19 protein-coding genes and 1 pseudogene are annotated in these 19,766 nt (G+C 36.5%); 11 read left to right on the top strand and 9 right to left on the bottom strand.

What is annotated here, in order from left to right:
* The first annotated feature begins 24 nt into the window (after positions 1–24).
* From BLT95_RS06680 to BLT95_RS06655, 6 genes are all read left to right on the top strand, one after another.
* Positions 25–1,206 carry an AIR synthase related protein gene (locus BLT95_RS06680; RefSeq protein WP_089665338.1) on the top strand — a complete coding sequence of 394 codons (1,182 nt, stop codon included), beginning with the start codon at positions 25–27 and terminating at the stop codon, positions 1,204–1,206.
* Positions 1,207–1,297: 91 nt separating this feature from the next.
* A complete protein-coding gene (locus BLT95_RS06675) occupies positions 1,298–1,984 on the top strand; it encodes a hypothetical protein (protein WP_157718027.1) in 687 nt (228 codons plus the stop codon).
* An 80-nt stretch (positions 1,985–2,064) separates the two neighbouring features.
* On the top strand, positions 2,065–2,763 hold the full coding sequence (locus BLT95_RS06670; RefSeq protein WP_157718026.1) for a lysoplasmalogenase family protein: 699 nt from the start codon (positions 2,065–2,067) through the stop codon (positions 2,761–2,763).
* Between the two features lie 63 nt (positions 2,764–2,826).
* Positions 2,827–3,903, top strand: coding sequence for a peptide chain release factor 1 (prfA, locus tag BLT95_RS06665; RefSeq protein WP_089665335.1), 1,077 nt, complete (start codon positions 2,827–2,829; stop codon positions 3,901–3,903).
* A 105-nt stretch (positions 3,904–4,008) separates the two neighbouring features.
* Positions 4,009–4,827, top strand: a complete 819-nt coding sequence (pyrF, locus tag BLT95_RS06660) for an orotidine-5'-phosphate decarboxylase (protein ID WP_089665334.1) — start codon at positions 4,009–4,011, stop codon at positions 4,825–4,827.
* A gap of 9 nt (positions 4,828–4,836) precedes the next feature.
* Entirely contained in the window at positions 4,837–5,610 is a 774-nt protein-coding gene (locus BLT95_RS06655) for a helical backbone metal receptor (protein WP_089665333.1), read from the top strand.
* Here the strand turns inward: BLT95_RS06655 and BLT95_RS06650 are convergent.
* From BLT95_RS06650 to purU, 3 genes are all read right to left on the bottom strand, one after another.
* Entirely contained in the window at positions 5,591–5,788 is a 198-nt protein-coding gene (locus BLT95_RS06650; protein ID WP_089665332.1) for a Lacal_2735 family protein, read from the bottom strand. The genes BLT95_RS06655 and BLT95_RS06650 overlap by 20 nt on opposite strands.
* A gap of 155 nt (positions 5,789–5,943) precedes the next feature.
* Positions 5,944–6,648: a DUF4197 domain-containing protein gene (locus BLT95_RS06645; protein ID WP_089665331.1), complete on the bottom strand. Its 705-nt coding sequence runs from the start codon at positions 6,646–6,648 to the stop codon at positions 5,944–5,946.
* Positions 6,649–6,754: 106 nt separating this feature from the next.
* On the bottom strand, positions 6,755–7,606 hold the full coding sequence (purU, locus tag BLT95_RS06640; protein WP_089665330.1) for a formyltetrahydrofolate deformylase: 852 nt from the start codon (positions 7,604–7,606) through the stop codon (positions 6,755–6,757).
* A gap of 142 nt (positions 7,607–7,748) precedes the next feature.
* Here purU and BLT95_RS06635 point away from each other — a divergent pair.
* A pseudogene (locus tag BLT95_RS06635) lies at positions 7,749–11,203 on the top strand (methylmalonyl-CoA mutase family protein).
* Between the two features lie 182 nt (positions 11,204–11,385).
* Here BLT95_RS06635 and BLT95_RS06630 read toward each other — a convergent pair.
* Both BLT95_RS06630 and BLT95_RS06625 read right to left on the bottom strand, forming a co-directional pair.
* Positions 11,386–11,859, bottom strand: a complete 474-nt coding sequence (locus tag BLT95_RS06630; RefSeq protein WP_089665329.1) for a helix-turn-helix domain-containing protein — start codon at positions 11,857–11,859, stop codon at positions 11,386–11,388.
* Between the two features lie 140 nt (positions 11,860–11,999).
* Positions 12,000–12,398, bottom strand: a complete 399-nt coding sequence (locus tag BLT95_RS06625) for a hypothetical protein (protein ID WP_089665328.1) — start codon at positions 12,396–12,398, stop codon at positions 12,000–12,002.
* Positions 12,399–12,512: 114 nt separating this feature from the next.
* On the opposite strand from BLT95_RS06625, the gene BLT95_RS06620 reads away from it, so the two are divergent.
* The 3 genes from BLT95_RS06620 (at position 12,513) to BLT95_RS06610 (ending at position 14,899) form a co-directional block, all read left to right on the top strand.
* Positions 12,513–12,965 carry an Lrp/AsnC family transcriptional regulator gene (locus BLT95_RS06620; RefSeq protein ID WP_089665327.1) on the top strand — a complete coding sequence of 151 codons (453 nt, stop codon included), beginning with the start codon at positions 12,513–12,515 and terminating at the stop codon, positions 12,963–12,965.
* Positions 12,966–13,111: 146 nt separating this feature from the next.
* Positions 13,112–13,369, top strand: a complete 258-nt coding sequence (locus BLT95_RS06615) for a DUF1328 domain-containing protein (protein WP_231896424.1) — start codon at positions 13,112–13,114, stop codon at positions 13,367–13,369.
* A 105-nt stretch (positions 13,370–13,474) separates the two neighbouring features.
* Positions 13,475–14,899, top strand: coding sequence for a hypothetical protein (locus BLT95_RS06610; RefSeq protein WP_089665326.1), 1,425 nt, complete (start codon positions 13,475–13,477; stop codon positions 14,897–14,899).
* Here the strand turns inward: BLT95_RS06610 and BLT95_RS06605 are convergent.
* A complete protein-coding gene (locus BLT95_RS06605) occupies positions 14,896–16,101 on the bottom strand; it encodes an MFS transporter (protein ID WP_089665325.1) in 1,206 nt (401 codons plus the stop codon). The two genes, BLT95_RS06610 and BLT95_RS06605, sit on opposite strands and share 4 nt — an antisense overlap.
* A 78-nt stretch (positions 16,102–16,179) precedes the next feature.
* Here BLT95_RS06605 and BLT95_RS06600 point away from each other — a divergent pair, with 78 nt between their 5' ends.
* On the top strand, positions 16,180–16,800 hold the full coding sequence (locus BLT95_RS06600; RefSeq protein WP_089665324.1) for a DUF1684 domain-containing protein: 621 nt from the start codon (positions 16,180–16,182) through the stop codon (positions 16,798–16,800).
* Here the strand turns inward: BLT95_RS06600 and BLT95_RS06595 are convergent, their stop codons facing one another.
* From BLT95_RS06595 to BLT95_RS06585, 3 genes are all read right to left on the bottom strand, one after another.
* Complete coding sequence (locus BLT95_RS06595; RefSeq protein ID WP_089665323.1) at positions 16,801–17,889, bottom strand: porin; 1,089 nt, start codon at positions 17,887–17,889, stop codon at positions 16,801–16,803. It abuts the gene before it with no gap.
* 132 nt (positions 17,890–18,021) lie between these two features.
* Positions 18,022–19,248, bottom strand: a complete 1,227-nt coding sequence (gene amt / locus BLT95_RS06590; protein WP_089665322.1) for an ammonium transporter — start codon at positions 19,246–19,248, stop codon at positions 18,022–18,024.
* A 31-nt stretch (positions 19,249–19,279) separates the two neighbouring features.
* Positions 19,280–19,618 carry a P-II family nitrogen regulator gene (locus tag BLT95_RS06585; RefSeq protein ID WP_089665321.1) on the bottom strand — a complete coding sequence of 113 codons (339 nt, stop codon included), beginning with the start codon at positions 19,616–19,618 and terminating at the stop codon, positions 19,280–19,282.
* Positions 19,619–19,766: the final 148 nt, after the last annotated feature.

Genomic DNA, 19,766 nt, shown 5'->3' with positions numbered 1-19,766 from the left:
CTTTGAAATCTCTAAGAAAAAGTCATGAGCAAAGAAGTAAGTAAGCGATATTCAGGAAGAGGCGTTTCTGCCGGAAAAGAAGATGTGCATAATGCTATTAAGAATGTAGATAAAGGCTTGTTCCCGAAGGCGTTCTGTAAGATCGTGCCAGATCATTTAACCGGGAGTGAAGACCACTGTCTAATAATGCATGCAGATGGCGCCGGGACCAAATCTTCTTTAGCTTACATGTACTGGAGAGAAACCGGTGACCTGTCAGTTTGGAAAGGAATAGCTCAGGATGCGCTTATTATGAATATAGATGACCTGCTTTGCGTGGGTGCAACAGATAATATCCTGCTTTCCTCTACAATCGGAAGAAATAAGAACCTTATACCGGGCGATGTAATCTCGGCAATTATTAATGGAACGGAAGAATTGATTGCAGAATTAAAAGATTTTGGGGTTGAAATTCATTCTACCGGAGGTGAAACTGCCGATGTTGGCGATCTGGTTAGAACTATTATTGTAGATTCTACAGTTACCGCTAGGATGCCTAAAAATAAGGTGATTAATAATGCAAATATCAAACCCGGGAATGTTATAGTTGGACTGTCTTCTTCAGGCAAGGCTAGTTATGAAAAAGAATATAACGGCGGAATGGGAAGCAATGGCTTAACCTCTGCTCGTCACGATGTCTTCTCTAAAATTCTTGCTGAAAAATATCCTGAAAGTTTTGATAGTTCAATTCCTGAAGATTTGGTTTACTCCGGAACTAAAGGGCTTACCGATGCAGTTGAAGACAGTCCTGTAGATGCAGGTAAACTCGTGCTTTCTCCAACCAGAACCTATGCGCCTGTCATCAGGAAAATCTTAAACGATATTGGAAGTGATAAGATTGACGGAATGGTGCATTGCAGTGGTGGTGCTCAAACAAAAATCCTTCATTTTATTGATGAAAATCATATTATTAAGGATAATCTTTTTGACACACCTCCATTGTTTAAATTAATTCAGAAGGAAAGTAAAACCGACTGGAAAGAAATGTATCAGGTGTTTAATATGGGGCACCGTATGGAACTATATGTTGATGAAAGTTTGGCCGGCGAAATTATTGAAATTTCAAAATCTTTTGATGTAGATGCAAAAATCATTGGCCGGGTAGAAGCTTCAGAAAATAAACAGTTAACTATAAAAAGCAAACACGGAAATTTCGAGTATAAATAATTAAATTACAATTGGTTAATTTAAAATTAACCTTTGTTTCTCCTGTTTTGTGCATAAAACAGATAAATTTATCCGCTGGTAATTCAATAAAATGAAATTTTGGTTAGTTCTATTGATGAGTTTTCTCATCATTGTCAATTTCCTGGCAATATATTATTTAGATCACTTGGTAGATAGGTGGTTTAGATTTGGAACAACCTTTATTTTCCTGGCGATTTATCTTTTCAAATATTTCTCCAAATATCGATTGTTACTCATTTTTGTTCTGCTGGCAATTTGTGATGGGCTATTGGTTTATTACGAAGTCCCTCTTTTTAAGAAAATAATATATACTGTTAGAATTCTTGCCTACCTTAATTTAATCCTCTTTGTGGCGCCATCCCTTTCAAAGCTTAAATTGAATCTGTTTACAATAGTAGTAGCAGTTTTTATAGTTCTTATAGATGTATATCTTCTTCATGAAATGGCGAAAACCCTTCCCGGGTCTGATCAAAATTCTATATTTTTATTACTCTTTTATTCATTGGGAATAATCTCTCTCGCTATTGTGGCAACCAGTTTATCGTATCTTAACAGGTATGCAAATAAAGTAGCTTTTTACCTGGTGATCGTTTCTTTTGGATTTATACTCTCTGATATATTTTTTTATAATGCCTATTACTTAGGATTTAAGGAGTTTTATTATTTGGATAGATTGGCGAATATTATAGGGATTGCATTTCTACTGGCTTTTTCTGTGAATCAAGCAGCTGCTCTCAAAAATCCCAATAGTCCATAATTTTGTAAACCGGTTTTTCCAGACTTTAAAACTTATTTTTCATAGATTACGTACATCTTTTTTCAACCAAATAAATTAATATGTTATCCAAATCTTACCTATCAGCTATCACTGCGATACTGCTAATAGTCAATTTTTATATTATATATACGTATGGCCTTGAATATAGCAGATGGGCGCGGCTGGCAAGTACTTCAATATTTTTAATTCTCTTAATTTCAAAAAACAGTTATAGTAAGAGAATGCTGGCAGCGTTTCTATTTTTAATCCTATCAGATATTGGCTTATTCTTTTATGAGATGCCGGTTGCCAATGCAACTACATTTCTCATGCGTATTACAGCATATTTGCTACTGGTATTTGTTGTAGTGCCAGAACTTAAAAAGCTAAAGACCAATATATTTCAAAAACTGCTTTTTTTAGTGGTATTCATCCTGAATCTTGGAATGCTTTACTTACTGGTAGATATGGTTCCGGCAGGTTATGTGTACCCTTATTTAGATATGCTTTTTTATGCCTACGGTATAACCATGATCACGATGGTGATTGCTGCTATTTCATACAGTAACAGGTATTCAGATAAGACTTCGTTTTTTTTCACAGCGGCGACTTTATGCCTGGTGTTTTCAGATATCACCTCATTTATCGCCTATTATCTGGAGTTTAATGAGTTTTATTTTCCCGATAGATTTTTCTATATTCTGGGAATCGCAGGCCTTGTGAAATTTACCTCCTTTGCCCGGAATCATGAGGCGGTTGCAGAATTAGAAAGCCTTTAAAGCTTTCATTCAAATTTCAGGCAAATTATCGTAAATTTGCTATCCTAAATTCAGTGATAATATATGATTGAGAGACTTAATATCGTAAAACAGCGGTTTGATGAGGTGAATGATTTAATTATTCAGCCAGATGTAATATCAGACCAGAAGCGATATATTGAATTAAATAAGGAGTACAAAGACCTTCGGGCTTTGATGGACGAGCGCGAAAAATATATCAGCATCACCAATAATATTCAGGAAGCTGAAGAGATCATCTCAGACGGCAGCGATGCCGAGATGACTGAAATGGCCAAACTACAACTAGACGAGGCCAAAGGTCAACTACCAGGACTTGAGGAAAAGATTAGAATGATGCTTATTCCTAAAGACCCGGAAGACGGTAAAAACGTGGTCATGGAAATTCGAGCTGGTACGGGTGGTGATGAGGCCAGTATTTTTGCAGGCGACCTTTATCGTATGTATACTAAATATGTGGAAAGCAGAGGCTGGAGTCATAATATCGTTGATTTTAGTGAAGGAACCAGTGGAGGATTCAAGGAAATGATCTTTGAAGTTTCTGGGGAAGATGTATACGGAACTATGAAATTTGAAGCAGGTGTTCACCGAGTTCAACGAGTGCCACAAACCGAAACTCAGGGGCGTGTACATACTTCAGCAGCAACGGTGATGGTATTGCCGGAAGCAGAAGAATTTGACGTGCAAATAGATCCAAAAGAGGTGCGAATAGACTATTTCTGTTCTTCAGGGCCAGGTGGTCAGTCGGTAAATACAACCTATTCAGCAGTTAGATTAACCCATGAACCAACAGGTCTGGTTGCACAGTGTCAGGATCAAAAATCCCAGCATAAGAATAAAGAAAAAGCATTCAGGGTGCTTCGTTCCAGATTATATGAAATGGAACTTGCCAAGAAAATGGAAGCCGATGCCGCTAAGAGAAACTCGATGGTTTCCAGTGGTGACCGTAGTGCGAAAATTAGAACTTATAATTATGCACAAAGCCGTGTAACAGATCACAGAATAAATCTAACATTGTACGATCTTTCTAACATTATTAACGGGGATATTCAGAAGATCATAGATGAGCTACAGTTAGCTGAAAACACTGAAAAGCTGAAGGAGAATTCAGATATTCTTTAATTTAAGTGAGAAGTTTTCTACAATGATTTTAGATGTAAGACCATAATTTTATTTTCTGATAACTGATAACTGATAACTGATAACTGATAACTGATAACTGATAGCATGACATCACAGGAACTGACGGAACAGATCTTTAAGAAAAAATCATTTTTATGTATAGGTTTGGATACCGATCTTGAAAAAATCCCGACCTACCTACTTTCAGAAAAAGATCCTGTATTCAGTTTTAATAAAGCGATCATTGATGCGACACACCAATATTGTGTGGCCTACAAGCCAAATATTGCATTTTATGAAGCTCTTGGTGTTGATGGATGGAAAGCACTTAAAAAAACCATAGAATATCTGCATTCTGAATATCCAGATCTATATACCATCGCTGATGCTAAACGGGGAGATATTGGAAACACCTCAAAAATGTATGCGAAGGCTTTTTTCGAAGATCTGGGATTCGATTCCATCACGGTAGCACCCTACATGGGAAAAGATTCTATAGAACCATTTCTAGAATTCACTAATAAGCATACCATTTTACTTGCTTTAACTTCTAATGAAGGAGCTTTTGATTTTCAAACATTAGAAACAGGCGATAAAGAACTTTATAAAAGAGTTATTGAAACTTCAAAAAACTGGCAGAATTCTGAAAACCTGATGTATGTGGTAGGAGCTACGAAGGCAGAATATCTGGCAGATATTAGAAAAATTATTCCTGAGAACTTTTTACTTGTTCCGGGAGTTGGAGCGCAGGGAGGAAGTTTGGAAGAGGTATGTAAATATGGCCTCACTAAAAATGCTGGACTTTTAGTTAATTCTTCCCGTAAGATCATATACGCTTCAGATTCTTCAAACTTTGCTGAAATTGCCGGAGCTAAGGCAGAAGCTATGCAGAACCAGATGGCAGCAGAGCTCGAAAAATTATAATACTTCATTATGAAAATTCAGGATCAGTTAGGAAGAAAAATTGAACTGAAAGGAATCCCTAAAAGAATAATTTCACTTGTTCCAAGTCAAACTGAACTGCTTGTAGACCTTGGTTTGGAAAATTCTATTGTTGGAATAACTCATTTTTGTGTTCACCCTGCATATTTAAAAGATATTAAGACAAGTGTTGGCGGAACCAAAAAAGTTAATCTTAGAAAAGTTAAAGAACTAAAGCCCGATATTATCTTTTGTAATAAAGAAGAAAATACAAAAGAGATGGTAGAAGAACTTGGAAAGATTGCACCGGTACATGTTTCTGACGTTGCGAATCTGGAAGATGCCTACGATTTAATGACGGATTATGGAAAAATTTTTAATTGTACGGAATTATCGAAAACCATGGTAGCCGGTATCCGTAAAAAAGTTTCGGAATTAGAGAAACTGAGAAACAATAGTACCGATAAAAGAGTTGCTTACTTTATTTGGAAAGACCCGTTAATGGTAGCCGGGAATGGAACGTTCATAAATGAAATGTTGAAGTTGAATAACTTCAGGAATGTATATACAGATGAAAGATATCCAGAAACTAATCTGGAAGAACTAAAATCGCTGGATGCAGATATCTGTTTATTATCTTCAGAACCTTTTCCTTTTCAGGAAGAGCATAAAGCAAAGTTCAAAGAATTTGCCAAAGAGGTCAAGATCGTAGATGGGGAGTACTTTAGTTGGTATGGTAGCCGTTTACTAAAGGCAATAGATTATTTCAAGCAAATTCACTCCTAGTTTCCACCAGGCTGCAGTTCATTCTTCTTAATTCAGCGAGAATTTTTCTTGCCCTGGAATTCAACTGATCACTTTTTTCTTTATTTATGGGTGCTATCTTATAAGAGCGATGCATCAGCCTTGAGTATTTTTCACAAAGGCGTTCTTCTCTTGATTTATTTTCAAAAATTCTAAACATAGTTTAATCTAATCTTTCGTCATTAATCATTTCTCCAAGTGGCAAAGCTATGAAGCAACTATCTTATAGAGTAATAATATACAGTTAAGCTTTGTTTAATAAACTGCATAAACTAGATAAAAACTGTTAAAAAATTATGGAAAGTAAGAAAAGTCTTATTTATCCTGAAGCGCAAACACTTTTCTTAAAAGATCTGTAGTTCTGGCAGAAAGGGTATTTCTGATATCTTTTTCTTCCTTTGCGATCATTAGGAATACACCATTTAATGCTTGATTAGTGACATAATCTGGAAGATCTGGATTAACATTTGAAGTGATTGGGAGTGCATTATATTTTTGAATAATTTTCTGCCATACCTGTGTAGCACCAACTTTATTTAAAGAGTTGCCTATTATAGGATTGAACCTTGTGTATAATTCTTGTTGTGTCCTGCCAGAAAGATATTGGGTGGCAGCATCTTCAGGGCCTAAGAGAATATTTCGAGCGTCTGTAAAGCTAATCCCGGTTACAGCATCAGCAAAGACAGGTATTGCTTCACTTACGGCATCTTCTGCGGCCCTGTTTAAAACTTTTAGACCTTCATCGGCCAGAGCATCCAGGCCAACATCACGTAGTGTTTTATCTACTTTTTGCAATTCTGGTGGAAGTCCAATTCTAACTAGTTCATTACTAAAAAAACCATTTTCCTTAGCCAGACTGGTAACTTCTTTATCTATTCCAAACTGGAGTGCTTGCTTTAAACCTGAACTAATTTCAGCATTGCTTACACCATATTCCTGCGGTAATTGAGAGGCAATTTGCTGTAATTCAGCGCATGAAGTTAAAATAAGAATACTGGCAAAAGCGATGATCTTTTTCATTATGAGTAGTTTCTTCAAATATAGCCGCTAAGGATATAAGTCTTCCCTGCAAAAAGTTATAATAATATTAAAATGGTGATATCAAAGCCTTATTTAGATGGTATCATTAGGTAAAAACAACTGTCCTGTTATTGTAAACCAGTGTTTTTCTTTCTAAGTGAAGTTTGATAGCCCGTGCAAGTACTATTTTTTCCAGATCCCTACCTTTTAAGATAAGATCTTTTACTGAATGGCTGTGGGAAATTCGGGTAATATCCTGCTCAATGATTGGTCCGGCATCCAAATTTTCTGTCACATAATGACTGGTTGCTCCAATGATCTTTACCCCTCGTTTATAGGCAAAATGATATGGCTTTGCACCTGCAAAAGCTGGCAGAAAAGAATGATGAATATTAATAATCTTGTTAGCAAAGCTCTTGATCATGTTTTCAGAGATAATTTGCATATAACGGGCAAGAACGATAAAATCTATATTTTCCTTTTTCAGCAATTCCAGTTGTTGGTTTTCAGCTTTATCCTTTTTACCCTTTATCACTGGAATATGGAAAAACGGGATATTAAAACTTTTAGCTACGGGTTCCAGATCTTTGTGATTGCTTATGATCAAAGGAATGGTTACGTTGAGTTCACCGGACCTATACCTTCCTAGAATGTCAAATAAACAATGGTCATATTTTGAAACGAAAATGGCCATTCTTAGCTTTGATTCAGCCCCAAATAAATGCCAGGACATTTTATAGGGATCACCTAAATTTTCTTTAAAACTCATTTTAAAATCATCAACCTTAATTTCAACCTTAAATTCACATTCAAGACGCATAAAAAAGGTCTGATTTTCTAAATCTACATATTGGTCTATATAGATTATATTACCTTTACGTTGGTGAAAGAAGGAAGTGACGGCGGCAATAATCCCGGAAATATCCGGGCAATGGATAAGCAATGTAAGTTTAGGCATTCAAAGCATTTTGGCTAATTAAAATTAAACATTTCCAGTTAGTTAGATTTGGAATCGAATAATATTATACTATTCTTAAAGAAGGGGGCTAACTTTTACAATTTTCGTAAATTGCAGCTCCAAAAAATACTTAGAATTAGAGATGGAACAACAAAAGCCCTATAAACCTAAAAATAAAATAAGAATTGTAACCGCAGCTTCCCTGTTTGACGGGCATGATGCAGCGATTAACATCATGCGACGTATTATTCAGGCTACCGGTGTTGAGGTAATTCACCTCGGGCATGATCGTAGCGTGGAAGAAGTTGTGAATTGCGCAATTCAGGAAGATGCTCAAGCCATTGCGATGACTTCTTATCAAGGAGGGCATACAGAGTATTTTAAATATATGTATGATCTGCTGAATGAAAAAGGTGCAGGACATATCAAGATCTTTGGAGGTGGAGGAGGAGTAATCCTTCCTGAAGAGATCAAAGAATTAATGAATTATGGGATAGATCGTATTTATGCGCCAGATGATGGAAGAGAAATGGGGCTGCAGGGTATGATCAATGACATGATCAAAAGGGTTGATACTGAAGTTCCAGATTTGAATGATTCAGATAAGGTGGTGAAGAATCTGAAGAAAAAGGATGTCAATACGATTTCAAGACTCATTTCACTTGCTGAAAACAGACATGAGGAGTTTGATAAATTTTTTGATAAGAACTCTTTTGATGTTCAAAAAACTCCTGTTTTAGGAATTACAGGTACCGGTGGGTCTGGGAAATCGAGTCTGGTAGATGAACTTGTTCGTCGTTTTTTGATGGATTTTCCAGACAAGCATATCGGGATAGTTTCTGTAGATCCTTCTAAGAAAAAAACCGGAGGAGCTCTTCTAGGAGATAGAATTAGAATGAACTCTATCAATCACGAACGTGTTTACATGCGTTCTTTGGCAACAAGACAGGCAAATCTTGCACTGTCCAAGCATGTAGCTGAAGCAGTTGATGTATTAAAAGCTTCAGGTTTTGATCTTATTATTCTGGAAACTTCAGGAATTGGACAGAGTGATACAGAAATTCTGGATCATTCAGATGTTTCTTTATATGTGATGACTCCTGAATTTGGTGCGGCGACTCAGTTGGAAAAGATCGATATGCTTGATTTTGCCGATCTGGTTGCGATCAATAAATTCGATAAACGAGGAGCTCAGGATGCATTGAGAGATGTAAAAAAACAGTATCAGCGAAATCACCAATTATGGCATTCAGATGCTGAAACACTTCCTGTTTTTGGAACTATCGCATCACAGTTCAATGATCCAGGAATGAACACGCTTTACAAAAGCATTATGGATGAGGTGGAAGAAAAGACCAAATCTGGACTTTCTTCTACTTTTGAAATTTCGAAAGAAATGAGTGAAAAGATCTTTGTGATCCCACCAAAACGAACTCGTTATCTTTCTGAAATTGCTGAAAATAATAGAGGTTATGATGAAAAAGCGAATTCTCAGGTAGATGTTGCCCAAAGACTTTATGGAATTTATAAGACCATAGAAACGGTTGCCGGAATCAAAACTGAATTTGGGGAAGATCAACAAAAATATTTAGGAAAGAATGGGATTGATCAGGACGAGATCTATGAAATTGCTGAAGATTCTCAGAGCGATTTTCTAAAATTGCTCTTTGCTGAATTTGATAAAACCAAGATGGATCTAGACCCTTATAATTGGGAAATGATCCTTGCCTGGAACGATAAAGTGACAAAATACAGAGAACCTGTCTATAGTTTTAAGGTTCGGGATAAAGAGATAAAGATAGATACTCATACAGAGTCACTGTCTCACACTCAAATTCCAAAAGTAGCATTACCAAAATATAAAGCCTGGGGGATATTCTTTTATGGTGTCTTCAGGAAAATGTACCGGGCGAATTCCCATATACGGCGGGATTATATCCTTTTAAAAGAACCGGGGAAGACCCAACCAGAATGTTTGCTGGCGAAGGAGGACCGGAGAGAACTAACAGACGTTTTCATTATGTAAGTAAAGGGCTGCCGGCAAAACGACTCTCTACAGCTTTTGATTCGGTTACACTTTACGGGAATGATCCAGATCACCGACCTGATATTTACGGTAAAATTGGAAATTCGGGCGTTTCTATTTGCTGCCTGGATGATGCTAAAAAGTTGTATTCAGGATTTGATCTGGCAGATGCCATGACATCGGTAAGTATGACCATCAACGGTCCTGCGCCTATGTTACTTGGTTTCTTTATGAATGCAGCCATAGATCAGAATTGTGAGAAGTATATCAAAGAAAACGGACTTTATGATAAAGTTGAAGCAAAGCTAAAAGAACTTTATGATGATAATAATATAGATCGTCCTTCTTATAAAGGAGAGCTGCCGGAAGGAAATGATGGACTTGGGCTCATGCTTTTAGGTTTGACTGGAGATCAGATCTTGCCAAAAGATGTTTATGAAAAGATCAAGATTGAAACCATCAATGTAGTTCGTGGAACCGTGCAGGCTGATATTCTAAAAGAAGATCAGGCACAAAACACCTGTATCTTCTCTACTGAATTTGCCTTAAGGTTAATGGGGGATGTTCAGGAATATTTCATTGAAGAAAAAGTAAGAAACTTTTATTCCGTATCCATTTCAGGATATCATATTGCCGAAGCTGGAGCGAATCCTATTACCCAGCTGGCGTTTACTTTAGCAAACGGATTTACCTACGTGGAATATTATTTAAGCCGTGGAATGGATATCAATAAATTTGGTCCAAATTTATCATTCTTCTTCTCCAATGGTGTAGATCCTGAATATGCGGTAATAGGTCGTGTAGCCAGAAGAATCTGGTCTAAAGCACTGAAGCATAAATATGGGGCGAATTCAAGAGCCCAAATGTTGAAATATCATATACAGACTTCAGGTAGATCGCTTCATGCACAGGAGATCGATTTTAATGATATTAGAACCACGCTTCAGGCACTGTATGCAATCTATGATAACTGTAATTCATTACATACCAATGCGTACGATGAGGCTATTACAACTCCTACAGAAGCTTCTGTAAGAAGAGCAATGGCAATTCAGTTAATAATTAATAAGGAATTAGGACTTACTAAAAATGAGAATCCTATCCAGGGATCTTTTATTATCGAAGAACTTACAGATCTTGTAGAAGAAGCGGTGCTTACAGAATTTGATAGAATTACCGAAAGAGGGGGAGTGCTTGGAGCTATGGAAACTATGTATCAACGTGGGAAGATCCAGGAAGAAAGCCTGTATTATGAAACATTAAAACATAATGGTGATTATCCAATTATTGGGGTAAATACTTTTCTAAGTTCTACTGGTTCCCCAACGGTGACTCCGGGTGAGGTGATTAGAGCTACCGAAGAAGAAAAAGAACATCAGATTAAAACTTTGGAAACCTTACATAAAGCGAAGGAATCTAAAGCGGATGCAACTCTGGAGAAGATCAAAAAGGCAGCGGTAAATAATGAGAATCTTTTCGAAGAATTAATGGAAGCTACGAAGGTTTGTTCCTTAGGTCAGATTACTTATGCCTTATTCGAAGTAGGTGGGCAGTATAGAAGAAATATGTAAGCTGATCGCCATTTTTTCTTGAGTCGGCGTAAAAAAATATGCGAATCGCTTATTCCGCTGAACTAAGTGAAAGCGGAACTTATTGCATTAAAAACCAAATCTCATAGATTTTAAAAATCTGTGAGGTTTTTTATTTATAGTCGGAAAATTTGATGCAGAACGGAAAATCAGAAACAACAATTCTATTTCCCAATTTTTCTTTTTAGACGTTGAATTGCCCGGTAGACGGTCATATCTGAAACCTTATAGTTCTTTGCTATTTTTGATATTGGGATCCCTTTTGTATGACTCACTAAAGCTGAATAGGTTTGATCTTTCGTTAACTTACTTGATTTAAGATCATTTTCAAACTTCCTTTCTTTGGAAATTATATGGGTTTTGCTCCAGTAAAGATTGTCTGGATGCAGATTATCTCTGTTACCGTCCCTATAAGTGGCATAATGCCGTCCCTCGGGCATGGGATCACCAAAAGTTTCCAGGATTAATTTTGGGACAGAGTAATGAGAATAATTAAAATAGACCTTTTTCATTAGAGCTCCGGTCTTTCCTTTATGGTCTTTAATATTCAAAGATTTTCCTTTGTATTTTATTTCAGACCCATCTAATTTGATCTGTAAATCTTTAAACTTTGGGTGTCGCTTCCAATGATCACTCATTCTTTATCAATTTTATAGGGTAATTTTTTGAATAAGCTACAAATAGCTTCAGTAAAGGTAAGTAAAAATTAGCTATAGCCCTTATAGCTAGGTAACTCGGCTTATTTTTAGTCTTAGGAGTATAATATAATTGGGAAAACTTAGAGGGTAAGTTTCCAGATACGTTGAAGCTTTCTAAATTTTTGAATTTCTTTTCTAAGAATTCTTACAAATTCACGGCCATTGCTATTGGTAATTTCAAGCTTTTCGCAGTTTCTGTAGAGCCTGTCGGTTAAATTTCCTACTGCATTGATATACTGCATCCTGGCTTCTTGGAAAAATTCATTTTCTGCTTTAACAATATTAGGTATTAGAGAGTTAGACTGCCTAATTATATCTCCTGTAAAATATACATATTTGTCTTCCTTACCCTGTTCATTTAAAACGGCAAGATCTGGAACAAGATAATCTGAGATGTGTCTGGAAATTTGCATGATCTCTTTTGCCTTTATATATAAGGCCTGACGAGGAGTTTCAGAATTTGTGTATAAATAAGACATACAGCTGCAAATTTCTTCTAAATTACTATTCGGAAAGCATACATGTCTTTAAATTTATTAGGTATTGTTATATTTATCTTTAAATTTAAAATAAAATAAATCAATTTACTTTAAATGAATCTGGATAAATTAAACTGGGCAATTCTTGAAGAATTGCAGAAAAATGCGCGAAGTTCTTTTTCCGAAATAGGAAGGAAAGTAGGTCTTACTTCGCCTGCGGTAGCAGAACGAGTTAAGAAAATGGAAGATGCCGGTGTGATAAGCTCCTATAAAGTAAATCTTTCCCACCAAAAAACCGGTTATCAATTAAGAGCCATTATTACACTAAGAGCTTTTACAGGAAGGTTAAAAGCGTTTTTAGAAACCGTGAAAACCTTTAAGGAGGTAATTAATTGCTATCGAATTACCGGCAATGAGAATATTATTATGGAGGTAATTCTTTATGATCAGGTGCACCTTGAAAAACTTATAGATAAACTTATAACTTATGGAGAAACCAGAACTCATATAATACTTTCTAATGTGGTAGAGGACGCTCCGGTTAAACAGCGTCTTGGCGAATATTAATTGAAGTAAATAAGATTCTTAATAGTACGAGGTAATTTTCTGTCTTATGAAAACTTGTTAAAATCTTCAGTTTTTGATCTTAATATTAACACCTGCTTATCAAGTAATTTTTTTTTAGTTAAAATGATTCTAATTGTAATTTTATTATGAGTAGTGCGACTAACCTATACTTAAATTTGTATCAAATAGAAAGCAATAAACAAGTTATGAAAAGCAAAACAATATTATTTTTGGTACTCGCATTGATCACAGGTGTTGTAGGATTTACCGGATTATCATTTAATGGTATAGAGGTGGTGCGTGTGTTATTCCTTATTTTTGCAGATTTGCTTGTGATTTCACTGTTGGCGAAACTATTTTTTCCGAACAAGCCAAAAATGAAATACCAACCTGTAAATAAATAAAAATTTAAATAAATAGTCTTTTATTAAACCTGATGTTAATACATCGGGTTTTTTTATGGAATAATTAATGATGCAATACTTATATTTAAGCCTATTATATAAATTATGAAAAGAATATTATTAGCAATTTTTGCTGTTTTTACCTTCTCAAATTTAATCGCGCAGGAATATAGAATTATAAAAGGCGGGGTTACAGATTCTCTTCCAATTCCATCTTCAGGAACGGATACATATGCCATTTATACTCCATCAGATTATACCCCCGAGAAAGAATGGCCAGTTATATTTGTTTTTGATCCAAAGGGTCGAGGGGCAACCACCGCAAATCTATTTAGGGCAGCTGCTGAAGATCAGAAATACCTTATCGCTTCTTCCAATATAAAATTAAAATCCAGACCAGTGGATAGTATTATTAAAACGGCTACCGCCATGATGAATGCCGTTTTAAATACTTTTCCAATAGATGGAGAACTGGTATATACTGCTGGAATGGGAGAAGGAGCTCAGGTAGGTTCTGCCTTGCCATTACTATATAATCAAATGGCCGGAGTTTTGGCTGTAGGGAATTCTTTTGTTAATAGTAATTACCTTAATAGAAATAATCCTTACATGTTTATAGGGATGGTTGGAGATAAGGATTATATGGTTTATGAAATGGAGAGTTATTTAAAGTTTTATGATGACCTTGATTTCCCGACAGATGTTTACTATTTCGACGGGAAAGAAGATCAATGGCCTAACTCTGCTGTAATTTCCAATGCGTTGTCTGGTTTTACGTTGGAGGCGATTAAAAAGGGTGCGAGAGCCAGAGACGAGCAGTTTATACAGAAGCTTTACGAAAATGAAATAGGTTATGTCGAGTCATTGAGAAGAACACGTAATTACTATACAGCTTTTGAAAAATTGGAAAGGATGGAAGAGAAATATGAAGACTTAGGCTTTGAGGATGATATAGAAGAAATAAAAAAAGGAATTAAACAAATAGACGGGTTTAGATCTCAAAGAAGAGAGTTTAGAGCCGCTGTAGCTTTTGAAAAAGAACAGCAGGCAGAATATGATTATTTATTGAGAAACGATATAATGACGGTCAATTTTCAGAATGTTGGCTGGTGGGCGTATCAAGTAGATGAACTGGAAAAACTCAAGAATAGCCAGAATGATGCAAAAAAGAATATGGCTCATAGGCTTTTGAGTTATCTGGACTTTGTTTCCAGGCGTGAGTATGAGAATATCATAAATTCAAAGAACCCCATCGACAGTAAAATATTTATTAGTGTACTAAGAACTGCTATCAACAAGACCGATCCCGAAGCTTATCTTAAAATCATTTCTCTGGCCGGGAGTGATGGAGATCATGAAACTGCCTTATTATACCTGGAAGATCTCTTAAAAACCGGATATTCAGACATGGAATCCCTTTATAGTATTGAAGGAGCTCTGGATTTGAAATTTTCTTCGGAATACAATGAAATTGTGAGGAAATATCTGGGAGACTCTAAATTTTATAATGAAAAAACAGAGGAGAATTAAAAGGATTCCTTTTTCAGAAGATTTATTAGGATTAATAAAAGCGTACACGCGATTACTGATAAAGCGAGCATGGTATACCACGTAATCTCAAATCCAAATTTATTTATAAGCTGCATCCCTGAGTTATGCCCAAAAATATGGCTTACCGAAAAAGCGATGCTATAGAGCGCCATATAAGAGCCCCTCTTCTTGCCGTCAGATCTACTCAGGGCAAAACTATTGGAAAACGGAAATGCGATCATTTCTCCAAGAGTTACCAGTAGCATTCCTACAATTAAAATCCCTGTCCAACCTGTTAAGTTAATTACCAGAAAACTTAGTCCCGTTAATACGGTCCCGAATATTACATAGGCAATAGCAGAATGTCTTCTATTTTCCATGAATTTTATGAGTGGCATTTCAAATAGGAAGATCGTTAACCCATTAAGCCCTAATAAAAGGCCAATTTCAAATTCGCTAAGTTGATGGTAGTCTGCATAAAATAAGGGGATGGTAGAGAAATATTGAAGAAAAATAAAACCAAATAACATCATGGCCAGGATAAAGATAAGATAAAGCTTATCACTCATGGCAGATTTTGCCTGTATTACAATATCTTCTTTTTCTGCTATTGCCTTTTTTGGATGTAAGAGTTTAAGTAGTAGAATACCGGCGGCTAAACAAGTAAGTCCATCTATCCAAAATAGTCCGCTATATCCGGCAGTTGCGATTATAAATCCGCCAACAGCTGGTCCGGCCGAGAAACCAAGGTTAATTGCAAGTCTTATTAATGTCAAAGACCTGGTTCTGTTTTGCGGTTTACTATATGCGTTGATTGCTACAAAAACTGCAGGTCTAAAAATATCTGCAACACACATTACCAGGTAAATACCAATGCAAATAGACCAGAATGTTGATGGGAACTGTAGTAAGACAAATAAAACAGAAGATAAAATCAGGCTAATTGCCATAGTTCTATAATGACCAATTTTATCTGTAAGCTTGCCTCCAAGCCAGGAACCTGTAACCGATCCCAGGCCAAAGAAGGTGAGTATCCAGCCAACTTCTTCCAGGCTAAAGCCTCTGCTCTTTGTTAGGTACAGGGAAAGGAACGGGATCACCATTGTTCCAGCCCTGTTTATTAAAGTGATGATTGACAAAAGCCAGATCTCTCTTCTTAATCCTCCAAAAGATTCAAAATACGATCTAAATAATTTCTGCATAGTAGGTGATATGCTCCAAAATTAAATTAAATTTTTGCTGTATTAATCATTAATTTTGAATGTTTGAAAACATAACCCATGACTAGAATTAGAATAATCAGTTTTTGCCTTTTCTTTTTATTATTAAGTCTCAATAATTTAGTGGCGCAGCAAACTGATCTTATAGCCAGTGCGGAAGAATTTCAGAAAGAGCTGAATAAAGAATATGCAGATCCTGAAGAATCTCCTTTAGAAGAAAAAGACTTGAAAGAATTTAACGGACTTGAGTTTTTTGAGGTCAATTCAGAATATATAGTAAAGGCTGATTTTGTAAGAACCCCTGCAGAATCGCCATTTGCTATGAAAACCAGTACAGAAAGGATGCCTGTGTATGTTAAATACGGAGAATTATATTTCACTTATAAAGGTAAAGACTTTAAACTGAACTTATATCAGAACCAGGAACTAACCCAGGATCCTGAATATTTTGATTACCTGTTCCTGCCTTTTACAGATCTCACTAATGGTGAAAGTACTTACGCAGGAGGGAGGTATATAGATTTTAGGATACCAGAATCCAGGGAAGTTTATATAGATTTTAATAAGGCTTATAATCCCTATTGTGCCTACAGCGGCAAATATTCCTGTCCTATCCCACCCAAAGAGAATGATCTTGATGTAGAAATATTTGCCGGCGTAAAGGCATTTAAAGGTCATTGATTAAAATGCATAAATCGCTGCAAGTACAAATGACGATAAATTATCTGTAGCTTGTAGGTCCTTGTCTAAGAAGACTTCTTCAGAGATACTATCAAGTCTCAGTTCTGGCTTAATAATTAAGCCACCAACATTATAACTTGCGGTTAATGTAAAGTCCAGAGATCTTACATCTGCTCCATAAGCAGGACCACCTTCTTCCAGTTCTTTAAAATATTCTGCTCTTAATCCTAGTCCAAAACTTTCAGAAAAGGCAAGTTGCGGATACAGTGCCGCTCCATAAAAGCCTATTCCTTCTGTATCTTGATAGGTCCCGTTAAATCCTAAATAAAAGCTTTCTGTAAGATCCCAACCGGTAGTAAGATCAATCTGAAACAAAGCATCGTCTGAAAGTGATTGTTCGCCATAAATGAAATTAAGATAAGCATTTCCATAAGCATTGGAGTATCCTAATTGGGCGCCAAGAGAATATTTTCCAATAGGATTGAATTCAGTGTAGTCTGTTGGGTTCATAACAGCCAGCATTCCCGTCCAGTTATCGTCAAAGCTGAAATCTGCCTTTAATCCCGTATGAGAAAAGGGTCCGTAGGAGAACATATATGAAGTAGAATAGTTGAAATTTGCAACGGGTGAGATTACTTCATAGCCCAAAAATGTATTCCAGTTTCCTAAAGTAAATTTTAGAGCATCGTTTACTTTATAATAGGCATAAAGCTGGTTTACAATATTTGTGGAAGGCTGAGAAAGAAACACAGCATCTTCTCCTCGTGGTCCAAAAACCAGGTCGGCCACAAACCCAACTTTATCTCCTTCATAACCCAATATTACATTAGCCATCCCGATAGCGAATCCAGGATCGTTGGCAAACGATGAGGCAGGAGCAGCAGGAGTAAAGGAAACCTCGTCGCCCCCTACTAGTTCTACAGCCTTATTTAAACCATTGAAATTGGTTCTAAAGTAGGCATCTATACTACCATTTATAGTGAATTTTGGTGATTCCTCTTCTTCTTGTGCAATGAGGGAAGAAGTAGAGAGCGCTATAGGTAATAAAAACAGAAATTTTACTAATTTTGATGATGTAATTGCTTTCATAATGATATTGATTAATTTGATTTAACTCATAGTGTTGTGACTCGGTTGATCTATTGATCATGAATTATAAGTGGTTATTTTATACGGAGCGTTTGGAGGAACGCTCCGTTTTTTATTTAGCCAATTTTGTTCTTAGTGTTGATTTAAGCCGAAATCGGGATACGCATCCATGCCATGCTCATGCATGTCAAGACCTTCGGTTTCTTCTTTGGCTGATACCCTGATTCCAATAGTGATTTTTAGGACATAGAAAATAATAAAAGATCCAACAATACAAATCGCGGCATAACAAGCTACTCCAATAAGCTGAGTGATAAACTGGTCGAATCCTGCCATATTTCCGAAAATACCAACAGCGAGTGTTCCCCAAATTCCGCATATTAAGTGAACAGCAACAGCGCCCACAGGGTCATCCAGTCTTATTCTATCTATTAGAGCAACCCCGAGTACGATGATCACTCCTGCGACTGCACCAATTAGAATGGCATCTGTTGGAGACATTTGATCTGCACCTGCTGTTATACCTACAAGTCCACCCAAAATTCCGTTTAAGAACATGGTGATGTCATAATTTTTATAAAGCGTTGTGGAGAATATAAACGAGGCTACCCCGCCAGCAGCAGCGGCTAAGCATGTTGTTACCAGTGTTAATGAAGTTAATTCAGGATCTGCTGAAAGTACAGATCCACCGTTGAATCCAAACCAGCCTAACCAGAGTATGATCACACCGGCAGTAGCAAATGGCATATTATGCCCGGGAAAAGCACCAATCTTACCATCTTTAAATTTTCCTATTCTGGCACCCAAAAGCCAGATGGCAACCAGTGCTGCCCATCCACCAACAGAGTGAACAAGTGTAGAGCCCGCGAAATCATAGAATCCCATTTCATCAAGAAATCCACCACCCCATTTCCAGGAGCCCGCAATAGGATAAATAATTCCAACATATAATATTACAAATACCATAAAGCTGTTTAGCTTGATCCTTTCGGCAACAGCACCAGAAACGATGGTTGCTGCGGTGGCTGCGAACATTCCCTGAAAGAGAAAATCTGTCCAGTAGGTATAACCTTCGCTATAAGCGAGGTCAAGACTTCCATCTGCCAGGGGACTGCTTAGTCCAAATCCTGCGAAGCCTAAAAATCCATTGAATTCTCCGGGGTACATTAGATTGAATCCTAAAAGACAGTACAGGAGAAGTCCCATGGTAATAATAAAGAGGTTCTTGAATAATATATTAATCGTATTCTTTTGTCTCGTTAAACCTATTTCTAATAATGCGAAACCGAGGTGCATGAAAAACACCAGGCCGGTACAGATCATCATCCATACGTTATTTATAGTTAATAGTCCTTCCATAATTTCTTAATCGTTAGTATTCTTTAATTATTTATTCAAGGGATTCCCCACCTTTTTCTTTGGTTCTAATACGGTAAGCTTCCTCTACCGGTAAGACAAAGATCTTTCCGTCACCAACTTTGCCGGTATAAGCAGTTTTTAGCAGCGTATCTATGGTTTTTTCTACGAAAGAATCGGTGACAACTATAGACAGGTATCTACGTTGAATATCTGCAGTGCTATAACTAACACCACGATAAACATGACCTACTTTCTCATTACCCACTCCAGTTACATCCCAATAACTAAAAAAGGTGACCCCTATGGCATGAAGGGCTTCTTTGGTTTCATCGAATTCTGATTTTCGAATGATTGCTTCAATTTTTTTCATAATTAAGTATTGATAAGTGATCAAATTTAATAAAATGAATGAGTTAACCTGTATTTCGAAAGGGGGCTAGGGTGATTTTTATGAAATAAAAAATAAACACCCCTATTATTTTAGGGGTGTTTATTCAAAATATAAATTTTTAAGAATT

Source organism: Gramella sp. MAR_2010_147, assembly GCF_900105135.1.
In the GTDB taxonomy this organism is placed as follows: Bacteria; Bacteroidota; Bacteroidia; order Flavobacteriales; family Flavobacteriaceae; genus Christiangramia.
The sequence above is the reverse complement of the archived record's forward strand: the minus strand, read 5'-3'. Positions and strand labels throughout refer to the sequence as shown.